The 14,824-nt window shown below is 45.0% G+C and carries 8 protein-coding genes; 2 read left to right on the forward strand and 6 right to left on the reverse strand.

Going from position 1 to position 14,824, the window contains the following annotated elements; all coding sequences use genetic code 11:
* Nucleotides 1–334: 334 nt before the first annotated feature.
* Both AOC21_RS05890 and AOC21_RS05895 read right to left on the reverse strand, forming a co-directional pair.
* Nucleotides 335–649, reverse strand: a complete 315-nt coding sequence (locus AOC21_RS05890; RefSeq protein WP_215391088.1) for a PilZ domain-containing protein — start codon at nucleotides 647–649, stop codon at nucleotides 335–337.
* Nucleotides 650–796: 147 nt separating this feature from the next.
* A complete protein-coding gene (locus tag AOC21_RS05895; protein ID WP_215391089.1) occupies nucleotides 797–1,723 on the reverse strand; it encodes a tetratricopeptide repeat protein in 927 nt (308 codons plus the stop codon).
* A 135-nt stretch (nucleotides 1,724–1,858) separates the two neighbouring features.
* Between AOC21_RS05895 and AOC21_RS05900 the strand changes: the two genes are divergently transcribed.
* Nucleotides 1,859–4,123, forward strand: a complete 2,265-nt coding sequence (locus AOC21_RS05900; protein WP_215391090.1) for a CHASE2 domain-containing protein — start codon at nucleotides 1,859–1,861, stop codon at nucleotides 4,121–4,123.
* Nucleotides 4,124–4,155: 32 nt separating this feature from the next.
* Nucleotides 4,156–4,959 (forward strand): 3',5'-cyclic-nucleotide phosphodiesterase, encoded by an 804-nt coding sequence (locus AOC21_RS05905; RefSeq protein ID WP_215391091.1) that lies wholly within the window; start codon nucleotides 4,156–4,158, stop codon nucleotides 4,957–4,959.
* A gap of 20 nt (nucleotides 4,960–4,979) precedes the next feature.
* Here AOC21_RS05905 and AOC21_RS05910 read toward each other — a convergent pair whose 3' ends face one another.
* The 4 genes from AOC21_RS05910 to AOC21_RS05925 all read right to left on the reverse strand — a co-directional run bounded on the left by AOC21_RS05910 (nucleotide 4,980) and on the right by AOC21_RS05925 (nucleotide 14,800).
* Nucleotides 4,980–10,295, reverse strand: a complete 5,316-nt coding sequence (locus tag AOC21_RS05910; RefSeq protein ID WP_215391092.1) for an S-layer family protein — start codon at nucleotides 10,293–10,295, stop codon at nucleotides 4,980–4,982.
* A gap of 134 nt (nucleotides 10,296–10,429) precedes the next feature.
* Nucleotides 10,430–12,130 (reverse strand): FecR domain-containing protein, encoded by a 1,701-nt coding sequence (locus AOC21_RS05915; protein ID WP_215391093.1) that lies wholly within the window; start codon nucleotides 12,128–12,130, stop codon nucleotides 10,430–10,432.
* A gap of 33 nt (nucleotides 12,131–12,163) precedes the next feature.
* Entirely contained in the window at nucleotides 12,164–13,951 is a 1,788-nt protein-coding gene (locus AOC21_RS05920) for a tetratricopeptide repeat protein (RefSeq protein WP_215391094.1), read from the reverse strand.
* 3 nt (nucleotides 13,952–13,954) lie between these two features.
* Nucleotides 13,955–14,800 (reverse strand): ATP-dependent Clp protease proteolytic subunit, encoded by an 846-nt coding sequence (locus AOC21_RS05925; protein ID WP_215391095.1) that lies wholly within the window; start codon nucleotides 14,798–14,800, stop codon nucleotides 13,955–13,957.
* Nucleotides 14,801–14,824: the final 24 nt, after the last annotated feature.

The raw sequence follows: 14,824 nt of genomic DNA on the forward strand, positions 1-14,824 counted from the left end.
TTCCCATCAAAGACGTTATCATTTTTGTCTTTTATAGTAATTTGAGCAGATTTTTCATCTTTTTTAACCAACACCTCATAGGTATTAGTCAGTGCATCGACCAGGCGAACATTACTATTAAGAATCACATTGGCATCAGTCTCGGTTCCAGTTAACTGAAATCTAACCCAAGTGTTTGCCGACGCTTTAGACGTATTGATCGTAAAGGAAAGTGACTCACCTTCTTTTACACTAGCACTTGATGTAATGGTGTTAACGATTAAGTTATCCAGCATTTTTTAAATCTCCTGAGTTTTCTCTTTTGTTAATATTTATTAGTTAAATATCTAAACTGTTATGGGGTTAATGCTTGTAATTCTTGACTAATGATTTTGGTTCCAAGTTTTGTCTTGCCGTCTTCTTGCTCTACGCGCACCACTTTTGCTTCGCAAATTAATTTCATCTTGGCTCCCGGGGTATCTAGTTCAACCCAGAAGGAAATAATGGATCCTGGTTTTTGCTTGGAATCTAGCTCCAGGAATATCCCCGTAGCACTGATATCTTTAGTTAGTCCTTGTGCTCCATCTGGTGCATAGACTGGAAATTCAGCCTTCACACGAGGTGATCGATCTTTTGCGATGCTTTTTCTAGCTGGATTTACTTTGACCATGACACAAAGAATAGATTTCTTTGATGTAGATCAAATGGGAGGGCACTACCTTTTAAGGTAGTAGTAATACAGTAACTTTTGATGACCTTGAATTAGTACTTTACGAGGATAATAATCAGTACTTTTGTACTACTAATTCTTACAGTATCAAATGTTAGGCATGCGTAAGTTTGCTTGAGCTCTGCCCTGTATCGCATCAGCATAATTAGGAGCTACAGCTAAAGCGCGTTCATAGTCCTCAACAGCCTCTTGGTACTGACCAAGCTCTAAATGTGCGGCACCTCTATTATTAAAAGCCTCTGCATATTTGGGCTGCAGATCAATGGCCTTGGTGAAACACTCAATGGCTTTTTTATGTGCCTTTGTAGAGCAAAGTAATACTCCGATATTGTTAAGTAATACTGGATTATCGGGGTTCAGCTTGAGCGCCTTTTGATAGCTTTTCAATGCACTCTTTAATTCTTTGAGTGCAATTGCGGTATTTGCAAGATAAATATGCAGTTGCCCATTCTTGGGCTCAAGCTTAATAGCTGCTGCAAAATCATCGGATGCCTTTTCGTATTGCCCATCTCTGCAAAGTAATATCCCCCGATTTGTAATGGCATCCCCATATTTTTCATCCAGAGCTATGGCCTTGTTATATGCCTTAAGGGCAGAGGGCAAGTCTTGTTGGGCAAAATAAGCACTAGCCAAATTGTTATACGCTTTAGCACTGGCTGGATCAATTTCAATGGCTATATTGAATAGATCAATCGCCATTTGATGACTTTTCATTTGTACTGCAATTAATCCCATACTATGAACTGCAGCAAAATTACTAGGGTCGGCCTTTAATACAGATTGATAAAGTGCCCAAGCCTCCTTTAACTTCCCTTTTGCGTGCATGCCCGTGGCTTTTAACAGAATAGCCCCATCTTTTCCTGCTTGAGCTTTAACTTTTTTAACTACAACCTTAGTAATACCTTTAGGTGTAACTTTTTTTGGGGAGACTTTTTTTTGCGCATCTTTTAGAGCTGGCGCTTTTTTAGCGGCAACTGTTTTTTTGATTGTTTTTTTAAGGGTAGTATTTGCCATGCGAATTCTTACCAATTCATTTCAAAAGTAACATTATTGGATACTCGGACTTTGGTTCACTATAGCATCCTGTCGAAGTAAATCCTCCTTACAAATTTAAATCCAAAATCTTGATAATCGGTTAAATTGTGGAGTATGAATTCTCGATTTCATTCGATCATCAGCTCCCTCAAAAAGCGCCTTCCAAGGATCGTAATTGGGGCCATTCTCATTGCTATTTTTAGTCTTCAAGCAGGTGGCTGGATCTCTATCCCCTTTGTTGAAAGAATGGATGGAGTCCTGTATGACACTAAAGTCCGCTTGTCCGCGGTGCATGATATTGATCCTAGAGTAGTCATTGTTGATATTGATGAGAAGAGTCTACAAGAGCGTGAAAAAGGTGGGGAAGGCCGATGGCCGTGGCCTAGAGACCGATTAGCATTATTGTTAGATCGCTTATTTAATGACTATGAGGTCTCTCTCACAGGGTTTGATGTCATCTTTTCTGAGCGCGATGAGTCCTCAGGAATTCGCGCGATTAATTCACTAGCAAGCAATCAACTCAAAGACAATGCTGCTTTTCAAAAACAATACTCCAGTATTAAATCGCAACTAGATTACGACACCCTCTTTGCAAACGCCATCAAAGATCGCCCTGTTGTTCTGGGATTTAGCTTTCTCAACCCAGGTGATGCCGCTAAAAAAGGAGAATTACCCCCTCCCGCCTTTTCAACTAACCAAATTCCTATAACTTTGGTTAGCGCACTCAAGAGAGATGGCTATACCGCCAACTTAGCTTTACTGCAATCCAATGCTGCCGATGGGGGCCACATCAACCCCTTAGTAGATCCAGACGGCATTATTCGGCGCATGCCGATGCTAGTTCAGCATGGCGATAACTATTATGAATCTTTAGGCCTTTCTACAGCCCGTACACTCCTGGGAGGCCTGCCTCTTAAAGAAGTGGTAGCTGATGGTGTCAGCCCAACCACTTTAGGAGCCCTAGAGTTTCTAGATGTTGGTGGCGCCCTCCTTCCAGTGGATCAAGAAATTGCTAGCTACATCCCCTATCGTGGCCCTTACAAAAGCTTTGAATATATTTCTGCATCTGATGTTTTGAATAAATCAATTCCCAAAGAAAAACTAGAGGGCAAGATTGTATTGATTGGCACCACCGCACCAGGCCTTCTAGATTTAAGGGCCACCCCTGTCGGAAATGCTTACCCTGGAGTTGAAATTCATGCCAACCTCATCACCGGAATCTTGGATGGCACGATTAAGCAAGCGCCGTTGTGGACTAAAGCGGCGAACTTATTAATTATTATTGCATTGGGATTGATATTGGCATTTGTTTTGCCTTTTGTCAGCCCCCTAATTGGTACAGTCATCTCTATTGCAGTGATTGGATTTTCGATAACCTTAAATTGGTTTAGCTTCAAAGGTGGCTATGTCCTGCCGCTTGCCGCCCTGCTTGGTTCACTACTCTTCGTTTACTTAATGAATATTGCTTACGGCTATTTCGTTGAATCTAGAGGCAAGCGTTTAATTACGGGACTTTTTGGGCAATACGTGCCACCTGAGCTGGTGGATGAAATGGCACAAGATCCCAGTAGCTTTAGCATGGAAGGAGAAAGTAAGGAGCTCACTATTCTATTTAGTGATGTGCGTGGCTTCACCACAATTTCAGAAAGCCTAGATGCTAAAACACTTTCTGAATTCATCAATGCCTTCCTTACCCCATTCACCAAAGTCATTTATAAGAATCGAGGGACCATTGATAAGTACATGGGTGATTGCATCATGGCATTTTGGGGTGCCCCAATTACCGATGCCGATCATGCGCGACATGGCATCATCTCTGCCTTCGAGATGCTTAAAGCAATGGAACTCCTCAATGAGGAATTTATTAACAAGGGTTGGCCTCCAATTAAGGTCGGTATTGGATTAAATTCTGGTCGAGTCAGCGTCGGCAACATGGGATCAGAGATTCGACTTGCCTATACCGTCATGGGTGATGCGGTGAATCTTGCCTCACGCCTCGAAGGTATAACCAAGGAATATGGCGCAGCCATCATCATTGGCGAAGAGACTTACAGACAATTGCCTGACCTCATTGCGAGGGAGGTCGATAGAGTGAGGGTTAAGGGTAAGGATGTAGCGGTTACCATTTATGAACCCCTTGGATTTGAGGGAGCAGTCAATGATCGCACCTTAGAGGCGCTAGCTCTTTTCAAGCCTGCTTTAGCGGCCTACCGCAAGCAAGAATGGGATAGCGCAGAGCAACAATTTATTCATCTATTGAATCAATTCCCTGATACTGGTGAAGTGCTCTATCCGCTCTATCTAGAGAGAATCGCCCACTTACGCCAAGACCAGCCTGGAGCCAACTGGGATGGTAGCTATACCTTTACCAAGAAATAATCAAAGTTAATCAAATTGCAATACCATTAGGCATGACTTCATCTTTACTTATTCTGGGTTGCAGTGGCGGTATTGGCAAAGACCTCCGTACAACTTCTCTGCTATTAAACGATAACACCCTGGTCGATGCTGGTACAGGCGTAATGGATTTAAGCCTAGAACAATTAAAGAATATTAATCAAGTTTTTGTAACTCACTCTCATCTTGATCATATTTGCAGCATTCCTTTAATGGTCGATGCGGTTGGATCCTCTAGAAATCAACCTCTGAAAGTCTATGGCATCCTAGAAACGATTGAAGCCCTTAAGAACCATATCTTTAATGATTTGATTTGGCCTGATTTCACAAAAATTCCAACTATTCAAAATCCTTTTTTAGAATTTCACACTATTAAGTTGGATAAAGGTATCCAGATTACTGGAAAAGATTCAGAATCAGCATGCATTACTCCAATTGCAGTAGATCACAGCATTCCTGCAGTCGCTTATATAGTTAAAACGATTGATTCTTGCCTAATCTTTAGCGGTGACACTGGTCTATCAAAACAATTCATAGCGTCACTAAATAAAATATCTGCTATTAAACATTTGATTATTGAAACTTCTTTCGTCGATTCAGAAATTGAGCTTACAAAGCTCTCCGGACATCTCTGCCCCACCCTATTGGCTGATCAACTCAATCAATTGAGCAAGATGCCCGAGCATGTATGGATCACCCACCTCAAACCCGGCGAAGATATTTCCATTCTGAAAGAAATCAATTCTTCGACCCACCTCTCACAGGATCTCAAATCTAGAATCCAGCCCCTTACAAGAGGTCAGATTCTAGATCTTTAAGAGACTCCCCTATTAAGAGGTTAGTGCCACTGGATCTTATCCACATTGGATATATCGTGTGTTGCACCATCAGCCGTTGTAATCACTGCCTCATTACTTGCATGATCCGTTGTAAAGTTGATTTGCTTATTGGCCGCATCTACAGTTGCCGTTCCGGACTTGATTTGCACTGTCCAGTCGCCTGCTTCGTTGGTATAAGTATTGGTCAACTGTCCATCAGCACCAATCGAAATTGATGCAGGACCGCCATGATCACTAGCAACATCCACTATATCCGTCCAGCTTGCGCCATGAAGAGCATCAGATAAGCCAATGCCACTGGATTGGCTTGCCAAAGCATCTGGCACACTGACCTCCTTACCGCTCATCGTAGCAATTTGATAATCAACACCGCCCAAGTTCACGGTGATAGTCGATTGCGAATCTGCTGTTCCATGTTGATTAATAGAGATGAGAGATTGAATACTATCGGTTGGATGCAAAATTGCTGATAAGTCAACTCGATCGCCTTCTGTCACACTAAAGGCTTCAATTGAAAGGGCGGCATCAGTAACGGAGGCAATTTGATAGGTATCTTGTATGCCATTTCCATCGGCTGCAGTCACAACTGCGCTGACAGCGAAAGCGACGTCTTCTGCAATACCAGTTGTACCATCAGTCATGGTGTAAGTAGTTTGACCAAATACAGTCACATCTCCACCAGCAGCACTATGAATAACGCCATCGGAAGTTAAAGACAGGCTTGCAATTCCGCGTTCAGAAAGAGAGGTGAACTCGCCAGACTGAACAACACCATCGCTGTTAGCATCTTGCCAAACTCCAAATTCTTTAAAGGCTGTATCTTTAGCATCCAATACTCCGTCGTGATTGCTGTCGTACACCTTCGCAAGACCTTGTAAGTCAGTTTCGCCGGCTTGTGTGGCGAAAGCGATTTTGATGGAGCCGTCAGGGTTATGGGTAGATAAGAGGCCGTCTTCTGGAGCGACCCAGGCGGTCGAAACAATTCCTAGTCCATCAGCATAATCATGGGTTATCCCACCAGCTATTGAGGTGTAATGTAGGCCATCGCCATTGAGATCGAGAGAAATGGGAGACTGAGGTTGGGTTGCGCCTAAGGAACCACTAAATGCTGTCCCGCGTTTTGCGGAAGAGCTTATATCCACAACCGAATTCGTGCTGAAGGAACCAGTATGATCCCAAGCTCTAAATGTAAAAGTTCCTGAGGTTGTAGATGAGCTTACATAGTAAAGTCTAGCCGTACTATCAAGCAAAAGCGCGCTAGATCCATTGCTTGTTGTACCAGTAATTTGAGACCAAGTCGCGCCTGAGTTGGCACTGTAATACCATGAGGTACCCGAAGTCGTATTGAAATTATAAACAGCAACGCCTAAATTGCTGCTGTCCACATCTGAGGCATTCGTCAATAAGCTAGAGACTAAGAATCCTACGGCAGAACCGTTTGATGGAGCGCTACTAGAGTGAGCATAACTTGGCAAGCTTACTGTGCTACCCGTTAAAACTGGAGCATCGTTGACGGCGGTGATATTAATCGTCGCAGTATCAGAGATGGTCGTAGTGCCATCATTCACACTCATGGTAAAGACCGTGCTTGCAGCTGGCGTATTAGTATTGTCGTTATAGACAATCGTGCCAGTGCCACCACCGGTACTGCTCAATAAGCTATTGAGCTGTGCTGCGGTACCGGTCAAGACCACGGTATTGGTACCAGAGCCGCTACTAATCGTAGCACCACTTGTACCAGCGCTAACAGTAATGGCGCCTTCACCTACTGCCAAGGTCACGGTCAGGTTAGTAGTATCCACATCACTGACAGATAGACCTGAGTTATGCAAGTTCAGATTAGTTTGCTCGGTAGCAGGATAGGTCGTTGGCGTAATCACGGCCACTGGTGCATCGTTGACTGCCGCCACGGTAATGCTAGCGGTTGCTGTATTTGAAGTTGCTGTGCCATCGGTCGCGACATAACTAAAGCTTGCGGCGCCATTAAAGTTGGCTGTTGGCGTAAAGGTGACTGTGCCATTGGCATTGAGGACCGCTGTACCACCCGTACCACTAGTAACGCTGCTGATGGTAATTGCATTGCCATCCGCATCAGTGTCATTACCTACTAACTGCGCTGCAGTGTAAGTGACTGGCGTATCTTCTGTTGCTGCCAAGGAGTCATTAACGGCCACTGGTGCATCGTTTGCACCAGTAAAGCTCAGTGCTAATGTTTTATTGACAGTACTTACCCCATCACTGACTGTCACAGTAAAGCTGTAGTTACCACTTGCAGTTAGCGCATTTAAGGATGCATCGGAGTTAGGAACAAAGATGTACTTACCAGTAGTGCTTTGAACATACAGGGTGCCATAGGTATCTACTTTGGAAATATTGTAGGTTACGCTACTGCCACTAGCACTAGAGGTGTAATTGGCAGAAGAGCTCGTAGGGCTTGAAATGCCGTACACCAAGCTTGCACTTGCAGTATCACTATCTGTTGCAGATAAAGTTCCTGTGGTAACAGCAAATGTATCCGCTGCCGCTGTATCAACCAAAGAAATTGTGGCTGGTGTTGTGAGAACTGGTGCATTATTGACCGCATTGATTCCAACGGTCAAATTGGCTGTCGAAGTGGATCCATCTGCATCTTGAATTGTGTATGCAAATACCTCGTTTGTGTTTGCAATTAGGTTATTTGGCGCAGTGTATGTATATGCACCTGTAGCAAAATTAATTGCTAATGTACCGCCAATATGCGTTGTTATAGTCAGCGTATTGGTGCCAGAGTTATATCCGGAAGAGTTCGATGTGTAAATTACATTTGCAGTTGATGGGTCACCATCGGCATCATAGGCAATTGAGACAATTTTGGCGGACGCTGGAGAGCCATCTGCTCCAAAAATATCAATATTGCCACTTGTGCCGTCGGTAACAACATTTCCACCTTGATTGCTAACGGATATTGTGCCAACTAAGGTTGATGTCAGAGTAGTCAAATCTGCAACTTGATAAATTACGTCAGCACCACCAGGTGTATAAGCAACTAGCTGTAAATCAGCATCGCTAGCAGAGCCTGTGCCGCCGCCACCAACAGAACCTGTATTAATTCCTATTGCGATAGCTTTTGAAAAGTGAGAGGTAACGTATGACTCCCAATTTGATTGTTGATTAACCGCATTACCAGCGTTTGGTGTGCCGTCTGAAATAAAATATGCGGTTGAATTTGAGGGGCTCGCACCAGCAATATTGGCGCTATTCCATGCTGTTTGCGCAGTACTTAACGCAACTTCGTAGTTTGTACCATTAGTAGTCCTAATAGAATTTAAGTAAGTATCAACATCTGATACAGAGGAGTAGACAGTAGGCGCTGCACTTGCCCCAACACCAAAGGTCACCAACTGGACCTTAAAGCCACCCTGCTGGTCATAAGCCGTCAATACATCGTGTACAGCTGATTTAAGAGCAGTCAAGCCGCCTGTATTCATACTGCCTGAATAGTCTAGTATGAATAGTAAATTTGATCCCGCCTGATTGGAGGAGCCCTCAGCTACAGTAATTGAATTGTCATAGGCACGCGGCGCATCATCAACAATATTAATTGTTACAACTTGGCTTGCTGAAGCTACTCCATCACCTACAGTAACTTTAAAGCCATTTGATGCGTTTCCAGAAGCTGCTGAGGCCGCAGAATTAAGTGTATACGTGTAGTCAAATGTCCCTGCTCCATCGTAATTTGTGATGGAAACTGTGCCATTGGAGGTGGTGAATGATTTACCAGAAATTGCACTAGCACTAACTGGAATGGCAAATGATGTAGTTGTACCGCCTACACCTGTATCCGAGAACGAAATTGTGTCTCCAGAAAGACCTTCAGCATCAGAAACTGTAAATTGCCCTGAAGCAATAATTACATTTGAAACTCCGAGATGACTTCCAGCGCTAAGGCCAGACTCATAAACAGTATCGTTAGCATTGCCTACATTACCAGTAGCAACACTGATGACTGGTGCATCGTTATGACCAGTAATAGTGACGGTAATGGTTTCGGTATCGCTACCACTTTGGGTATCGGCTGCTTTTACAGTAAAGGTTTCGGTAATGTCGCCATTGCCTAATGCTTGTGCCTTAGTGTCATCTAAGGTGTAAGTCCACTTACCAGTGCTATCGACTTCTACAGCGCCATAAGCGCCGGTGTAGTTTTGAGTAGACCAAGTAATGGCTTGGTCTTCCGCGTCGCTAACGCCTAATTGGCCAGAGGCTTTGAGCGTGCCATCTTCAGCAACTGCGCCAGCATTCGTACCAGTAGCAACACTGATGACTGGTGCATCGTTATGACCAGTAATAGTGACGGTTAAGACCGTTGTAGATTTATCGATCGCTCTTAATTCAAATGTTCGAGTAAGAATTTCGCCTTCTGCTAGATAGTCAAGCGCACCAGCTGAGGAAAAGGTCCATTTCCCATTGGCAGTAATGGTAAAAGAACCGAACTGATCATCCGTTACAGTGGCAGGATCAAATTCAGAATTAATTAACCTACCTGAAAGGGGGGCATTATCTTCCTGGTCGATAACTACCAAATCAGAAGAGGATTTATTGTTCGAATTAACGCCGGTAGGTAATAGAGTAATGGTACCGTTATCAGAAACAACTGGAACAGTGACATTATTAATTGCATTAGGTGCAGTTAGCGCTGGCGCAGTTGGAGCTACAGCTCCTGGATCAGCAGTTGTTGCAGCTGCTACTGTAGGTGCTGCAGTTGCCGATACTGGATTAACCGATGCCGAGAAGGCGGTCGCCCCACCCGTTCCGCCGCCTGCTCCAGGAGCGCCTTGACCTACTCCACCAGCAAAACCAACTACTCCATTTGCACCGCCAGTTCCGCCAGCGGCACCCATTGCTCCACCACCTGCTCCACCGCCAGCAGCGCCATCGGCACCACCCGCTTGAACAGTAACTCCTAAATTGCCAGCAAGGCCATTAGCCGCATCAGCACCAGATCCATTGACCAATGCACTGTTACCTTGTCCAACTGTTTGCCCATTACCGCCACCAGCATCATTGCCCGCATCACTAACGTTTGTATTGTTCCCAGAATTTGGACCGCCTTGATTGCCTTGACTATTTTTTGTATCAGTTGTGTTGTTTAGTAGGCTCGGGCCATCTTGAGTTCCCACGTTCGTAGTGGTAACAGTAACGTCTGCTCTGGCAGGAGGAGCTGCTGCATCGCCTGCGCTTGGCTGCTGCAAGGCCTGATTGTCCATCTGCTGGGCATCAAACGATTGCGTCGCAGTGGGTTGATTCGTTGGTGCAGGAGATTCAGGGGTATCGGCCATAGCAATTTCTCAATAGGTAAAGACAAGGCAAAAGCCTTGTATGCACCTTGAATGTATGCCGATGGGATAAGTACTACAACACTGATATTTGTTATATAACTTTAGTTATAGTTATTGTTCTATAACTTATGGGCTTAACGCTTGAATACAGCGACCCCTTGAACCACATTTGTACCGGTATTAAAGTTATAGGCCAAGCCAGCCGCTGTTGGCGCTGGGGCTAAAGATGTGCCACCATAAAAGCCCACATTCCCAGCTCCAGAGCAACCCGCCGAACAGGTGCCCAAACTACCACTAATCTTCGAGACAAATGTAGAAACTGAATTAAGGGGGCTTGATGTAGATAAACCGCCATTGAATGTCATATTGTAGGTACCGTAACCTGCTGGCTGATTGGTAACCATGGCTAGATTTCCGCTTATGGATGGATTTGCAAAATTTGCAGTTAACGAACCCCCAGTTACCGACCATGTCCCCTGAGGATTCGAGACCGGAACTGGTGTGGAAGCTCCTACCAGTGTGAATGTATATGAGTTTGTACCCTGATTTGCTAAATATGCACTTGGGGCACCAACAATATACGCAAAACCAGAATTCGCAGCGTATGTAATTGACGATCCATTGTTGTAGCCACCAACCAATACATCGCCGTTAGCCCAACGACCCCAGGCGATTACACCACCCCAAGTACCGCCTTCCATTTGTTGTCCACCGCTAATTGCATACACCGTTGGACTAATAGTTCCACCCGCAGGAATCTTAGGCGTTGCATAGGGATCGGAAATTTGAGTAACTAGCGTCCCGCTAGCAACCGTACTAAATTCAGCAACTGGGCCTGGAGTAATGCTATGAATCGGCAGAAGATCACTACCAGTTGCACCAGACCATACTTCTGCCTTTTGAAGAATATAAGTTGCAGCTCCAGTTGGCGCATTCGTTCCATCACCAGCATTCAAGATGTTATAGGTCGTTGTTGGACTAAATGGCGAGGTCTCAGCCGATGCCAATGCAGGTGGTTGTGTAACCGTAACGCCTGTCACCGTTGGCAATGGTGATGTAGGTGTTGATACTGCTGCATCCGCAGCCTTTCCTGGGGCACTGACTGCTACAGCTAGGGAAGGGATTTCAGTAGCTGCTTCGCTTCTCCCCCTGGGTTTAGCTGACTTCTGACCCGTTAACGGATCTGGTAAGAAGTTCGGTGGTGCCATGATGAATTTGGGTGCAGTGTCTTTATCGGCAACGTAGAGATACTGATTGACGCCTACGGCTTCAACCGAGGCTTCGTTTTTGACAACGATCTTGCCTTCAAATACTCCGGCATATAGGCCATCTTTGACTGGGGTTTTGTCTGGGTTAAAGCAATTACCTTCGCAGACATTAATGTTGAAACCGGTACCCCGAATACCCACTGTTGCTACTACTGCATTGATTTTGAGATTATCTTTATTCTCACGACCAATTGCACCGGTAACCGCCCTTACCCCACCCTTTACAAGACTCAGCTCTGCTTTTTCTGAGCCATCGGTCTTGCCGTTGAAGTTGTATTGATTGATCTTAAATTCTGATTGAGCACGTAGCGCAATCACGGCGCCATCACTCATACGCAGCTGAGCATTGCTCGCAACCCCAGTAATCACGCCATCTCCAGCCTGTAGGCTAGCGCCTTTGGTCAGCGGGATCATCTGGCCACCACGCGATACTTTGACTTCACCGATGGCCAGCAAGACTTTACCTGCTTCTGCTGGCGCCTGAGCCTGCACAGAGGTAATTAGCATTGCTGAAATGATTGCCCCTAGTAATGATTTAGATAGCAATCGCAAAGTATTGGGGAACATCGTCACCCTCCTGCCGATAAATGAAGTATTCATTTAGTTCGAGTTCCAATCGTAGCGTAGTTTGATGGCACCCGTCCACTGCTCGTAACCATATAAATTCAGGTTCGATAGATTGTTGTAGTACGTGATTTCCATCCGAGCAGACAACTCTTTCGTTAACTTGTATTGCAATACGGCATTTCCAGAAAACAAGTTATCAGTTCGGTTGGTTTGATACAGTAGATCATTGGCATCGTATTTACTTTGCGCATAGCCTGCACCAATCGTGACACCCACTTTTTCTGATGGCAAGAAACTCAATTGCAATGCGCCACCAGCAATGCGCCTGCCTAGGTCAGGACGGTTACTAGTATCAATTTGGTGCGCCATATTCGCAGATACATCAATCACGGGCTGCCACTTGCGATCCGGAAAGGCTTTGCGATAGCCTACTGTTCCCACATTCAGATTCGAGTTGTAGGCGTTATATTGGCTTGGGTACTGCAATACCGTACTACCCGCAGCCACCATGACAGAGTCAGTAGTTGTTAGTTGACGTACATACTCAGCGCCTGCACCATAGGTATTTGGCACTGGTACCTGATCGATCTGAGCAATGCTGCCAAAGCCAGCAATCTTATAAGTATTAGGTCCATCAGTGACTTTGACGCCGGTTGTCGCATTGGTGACATTGAGGTTGTAGCCCTCAACTTGTGAGTAACGCTGCGCGCTGGTATTGGCATTGGCAAACACGCTCACATCAGAAGTAATCGGCATAGAGACATTGGCACCGATACTGTCGTAACCAAAAGCAGATTTTTGTGGCAATGAACTTGCACCCAAAGTGACTGGGCCAACATAAGGAAGAATGATGTTATTCACAGCAGTAGCTGCGTTCACGTTATTGTTGTAACCCATCCCTAACTCAACAAAAATGCCGTACGTTATATTGTATTGAGCATCTTTAGCTTTGATGTCATCCAAGTACACATTAATCGTGGCTACTACACCTGCTGGAGGTTGATTTTTCTTAACAGCAAGGAATTCATCTTTGGCACGTTGATACTCGCCTTGCGCGTAGTAGGCACGAGCAAGCTCAAGACGCACCAAATCATTATTAGGGTCATTTAAGAGCACGCGCTCTAATGCCAATACACCGGCAGTTGGATGACCTACCTCCACTGCAGCAACCCCATAAAAATAATCAAAGAGCGGGTCTCCCATTAACTCTGGATGTTTGCTACCCAGCACATAGGCCTCGCCTGCTTTCTTCTGCTCAATAAGTACTTTCATTTCATCGGCAACGTCTGCATTACTCGTAGCACTAATTACGGCAGCGGCAAAAATAACACCATATACAGAAGGCTTGGCAACTGCACAGAGCTTATTAAAATGAGGGTGTTGGTAAGCGAGGCGAACCGAAGTATGCCAATCATGCTCGAGAGCCCAAGCAATACCACGATGTGTAGCCTCACATAAACCAATTAGTAATTTAAGTACTTGCAGTGATAGCGCTTGAAGGCTGAGGTCAAGCATTTGTGCTGAGGTCTTATTTTCTGAGAATGATTTCCAGGCCAAGAGAATAGTTTCTTGTGTGACTCTTCTTTGCGACCATTCTCTCTTGAGTCTCTTTTTGATCTTTCGCGCTATGGGTAAGCTTTGGGCATACAAATAGGCTGCCGTTGTTGCGGCACCATAGGCAAGGGCTTCACTGGAGTTCACTAAGCCCTGCAAAATCAGGAGTGATCCTTGATTCAGACGGCAGTCAAGATCATGTGCAGCAGCACAAGCAAGCTTGATAGTTTTATCAGTATTGAGAGATGTAATGGCTTTTTTTAACATTACTCAATTCAGAAACGGGTCTTTTAATACTTGTTTGTAGCAATTGATAAAAGCAGTGTGCTTTTGATCAAATTCGGCGCAACGAGAAGCTACTTTGAGAGTACGGCGGTGCAGCTCATCCCTATCCATGTGATATGGACCAGTCATCTTGTCATAGAGCTCAGCTCTCGCATCTAAATACTTAGGTTCAAAGCCAGTGAGACCATAGAAAGTGATTTCTTCATTACTGAGGCGATAAACGCCTTTGTATTGATGCGATTGCATCGCCTGAAATAACTCAGGAGGCATACCCATTTGAGCGAAGTACACCGGCACGACTTTTTCAAAGCGCTCAAGCAATTCTCTGGCTTTAGGATTAGATTTTACATCAATCTCTTCCAGAATTTTGGCGTTCTCATCTGTCTTGGTAATGCGGCCACGATGAATGCCTACTGTGTATGCAGGTGCACCTCGGACTACCCCACTTGCCAGTACAAAGATGCAGGCGCTAGCGCACTGCCCCGTTACAAATACATGAGCCTTATTGGCACGCAGAATTTCACCTATCTTCATAGCGGCAATACCATCACCACCAGGAGAATCGAGCAACACAATTAATCCAGCCGGAATAGGATCTCCTGCAACATTGCCGATAGAGTCCTTAATAGAAGCTAAAACTTTTTTAGAAATCTGCCCCTTAATCGCCATCACAACGACACGGCCTTCTTGTGTCGCTTGACCTGAATGACTGGCAAGCGGCTTTGGAGCAGATTCTGCTGGGGCTGCTAATGTTGCCTGCGCTGTCTGCGCTGTAATAGTGAGTTGACATGCACCCTGCACTTTTGCTTGAGCCAGGTTAAGACTGGTCATTGATATTAATAGGCTAGTCGCTAT

The sequence above is a fragment of the Polynucleobacter sp. VK25 genome (assembly GCF_018687355.1).
In the GTDB taxonomy this organism is placed as follows: domain Bacteria; phylum Pseudomonadota; class Gammaproteobacteria; order Burkholderiales; family Burkholderiaceae; genus Polynucleobacter.

Excerpts from the sequence above, each read along its gene's own strand:
- AOC21_RS05890 (WP_215391088.1), bottom strand. The coding sequence starts at position 649 with ATGGTCAAAGTAAATCCAGCTAGAAAAAGCATCGCAAAAGATCGATCA.
- AOC21_RS05925 (WP_215391095.1), bottom strand. The coding sequence starts at position 14,800 with ATGACCAGTCTTAACCTGGCTCAAGCAAAAGTGCAGGGTGCATGTCAA.
- AOC21_RS05895 (WP_215391089.1), bottom strand. The coding sequence starts at position 1,723 with ATGGCAAATACTACCCTTAAAAAAACAATCAAAAAAACAGTTGCCGCT.
- AOC21_RS05910 (WP_215391092.1), bottom strand. The coding sequence starts at position 10,295 with ATGGCCGATACCCCTGAATCTCCTGCACCAACGAATCAACCCACTGCG.
- AOC21_RS05915 (WP_215391093.1), bottom strand. The coding sequence starts at position 12,130 with ATGTTCCCCAATACTTTGCGATTGCTATCTAAATCATTACTAGGGGCA.
- AOC21_RS05905 (WP_215391091.1), top strand. The coding sequence starts at position 4,156 with ATGACTTCATCTTTACTTATTCTGGGTTGCAGTGGCGGTATTGGCAAA.
- AOC21_RS05920 (WP_215391094.1), bottom strand. The coding sequence starts at position 13,951 with ATGTTAAAAAAAGCCATTACATCTCTCAATACTGATAAAACTATCAAG.
- AOC21_RS05900 (WP_215391090.1), top strand. The coding sequence starts at position 1,859 with ATGAATTCTCGATTTCATTCGATCATCAGCTCCCTCAAAAAGCGCCTT.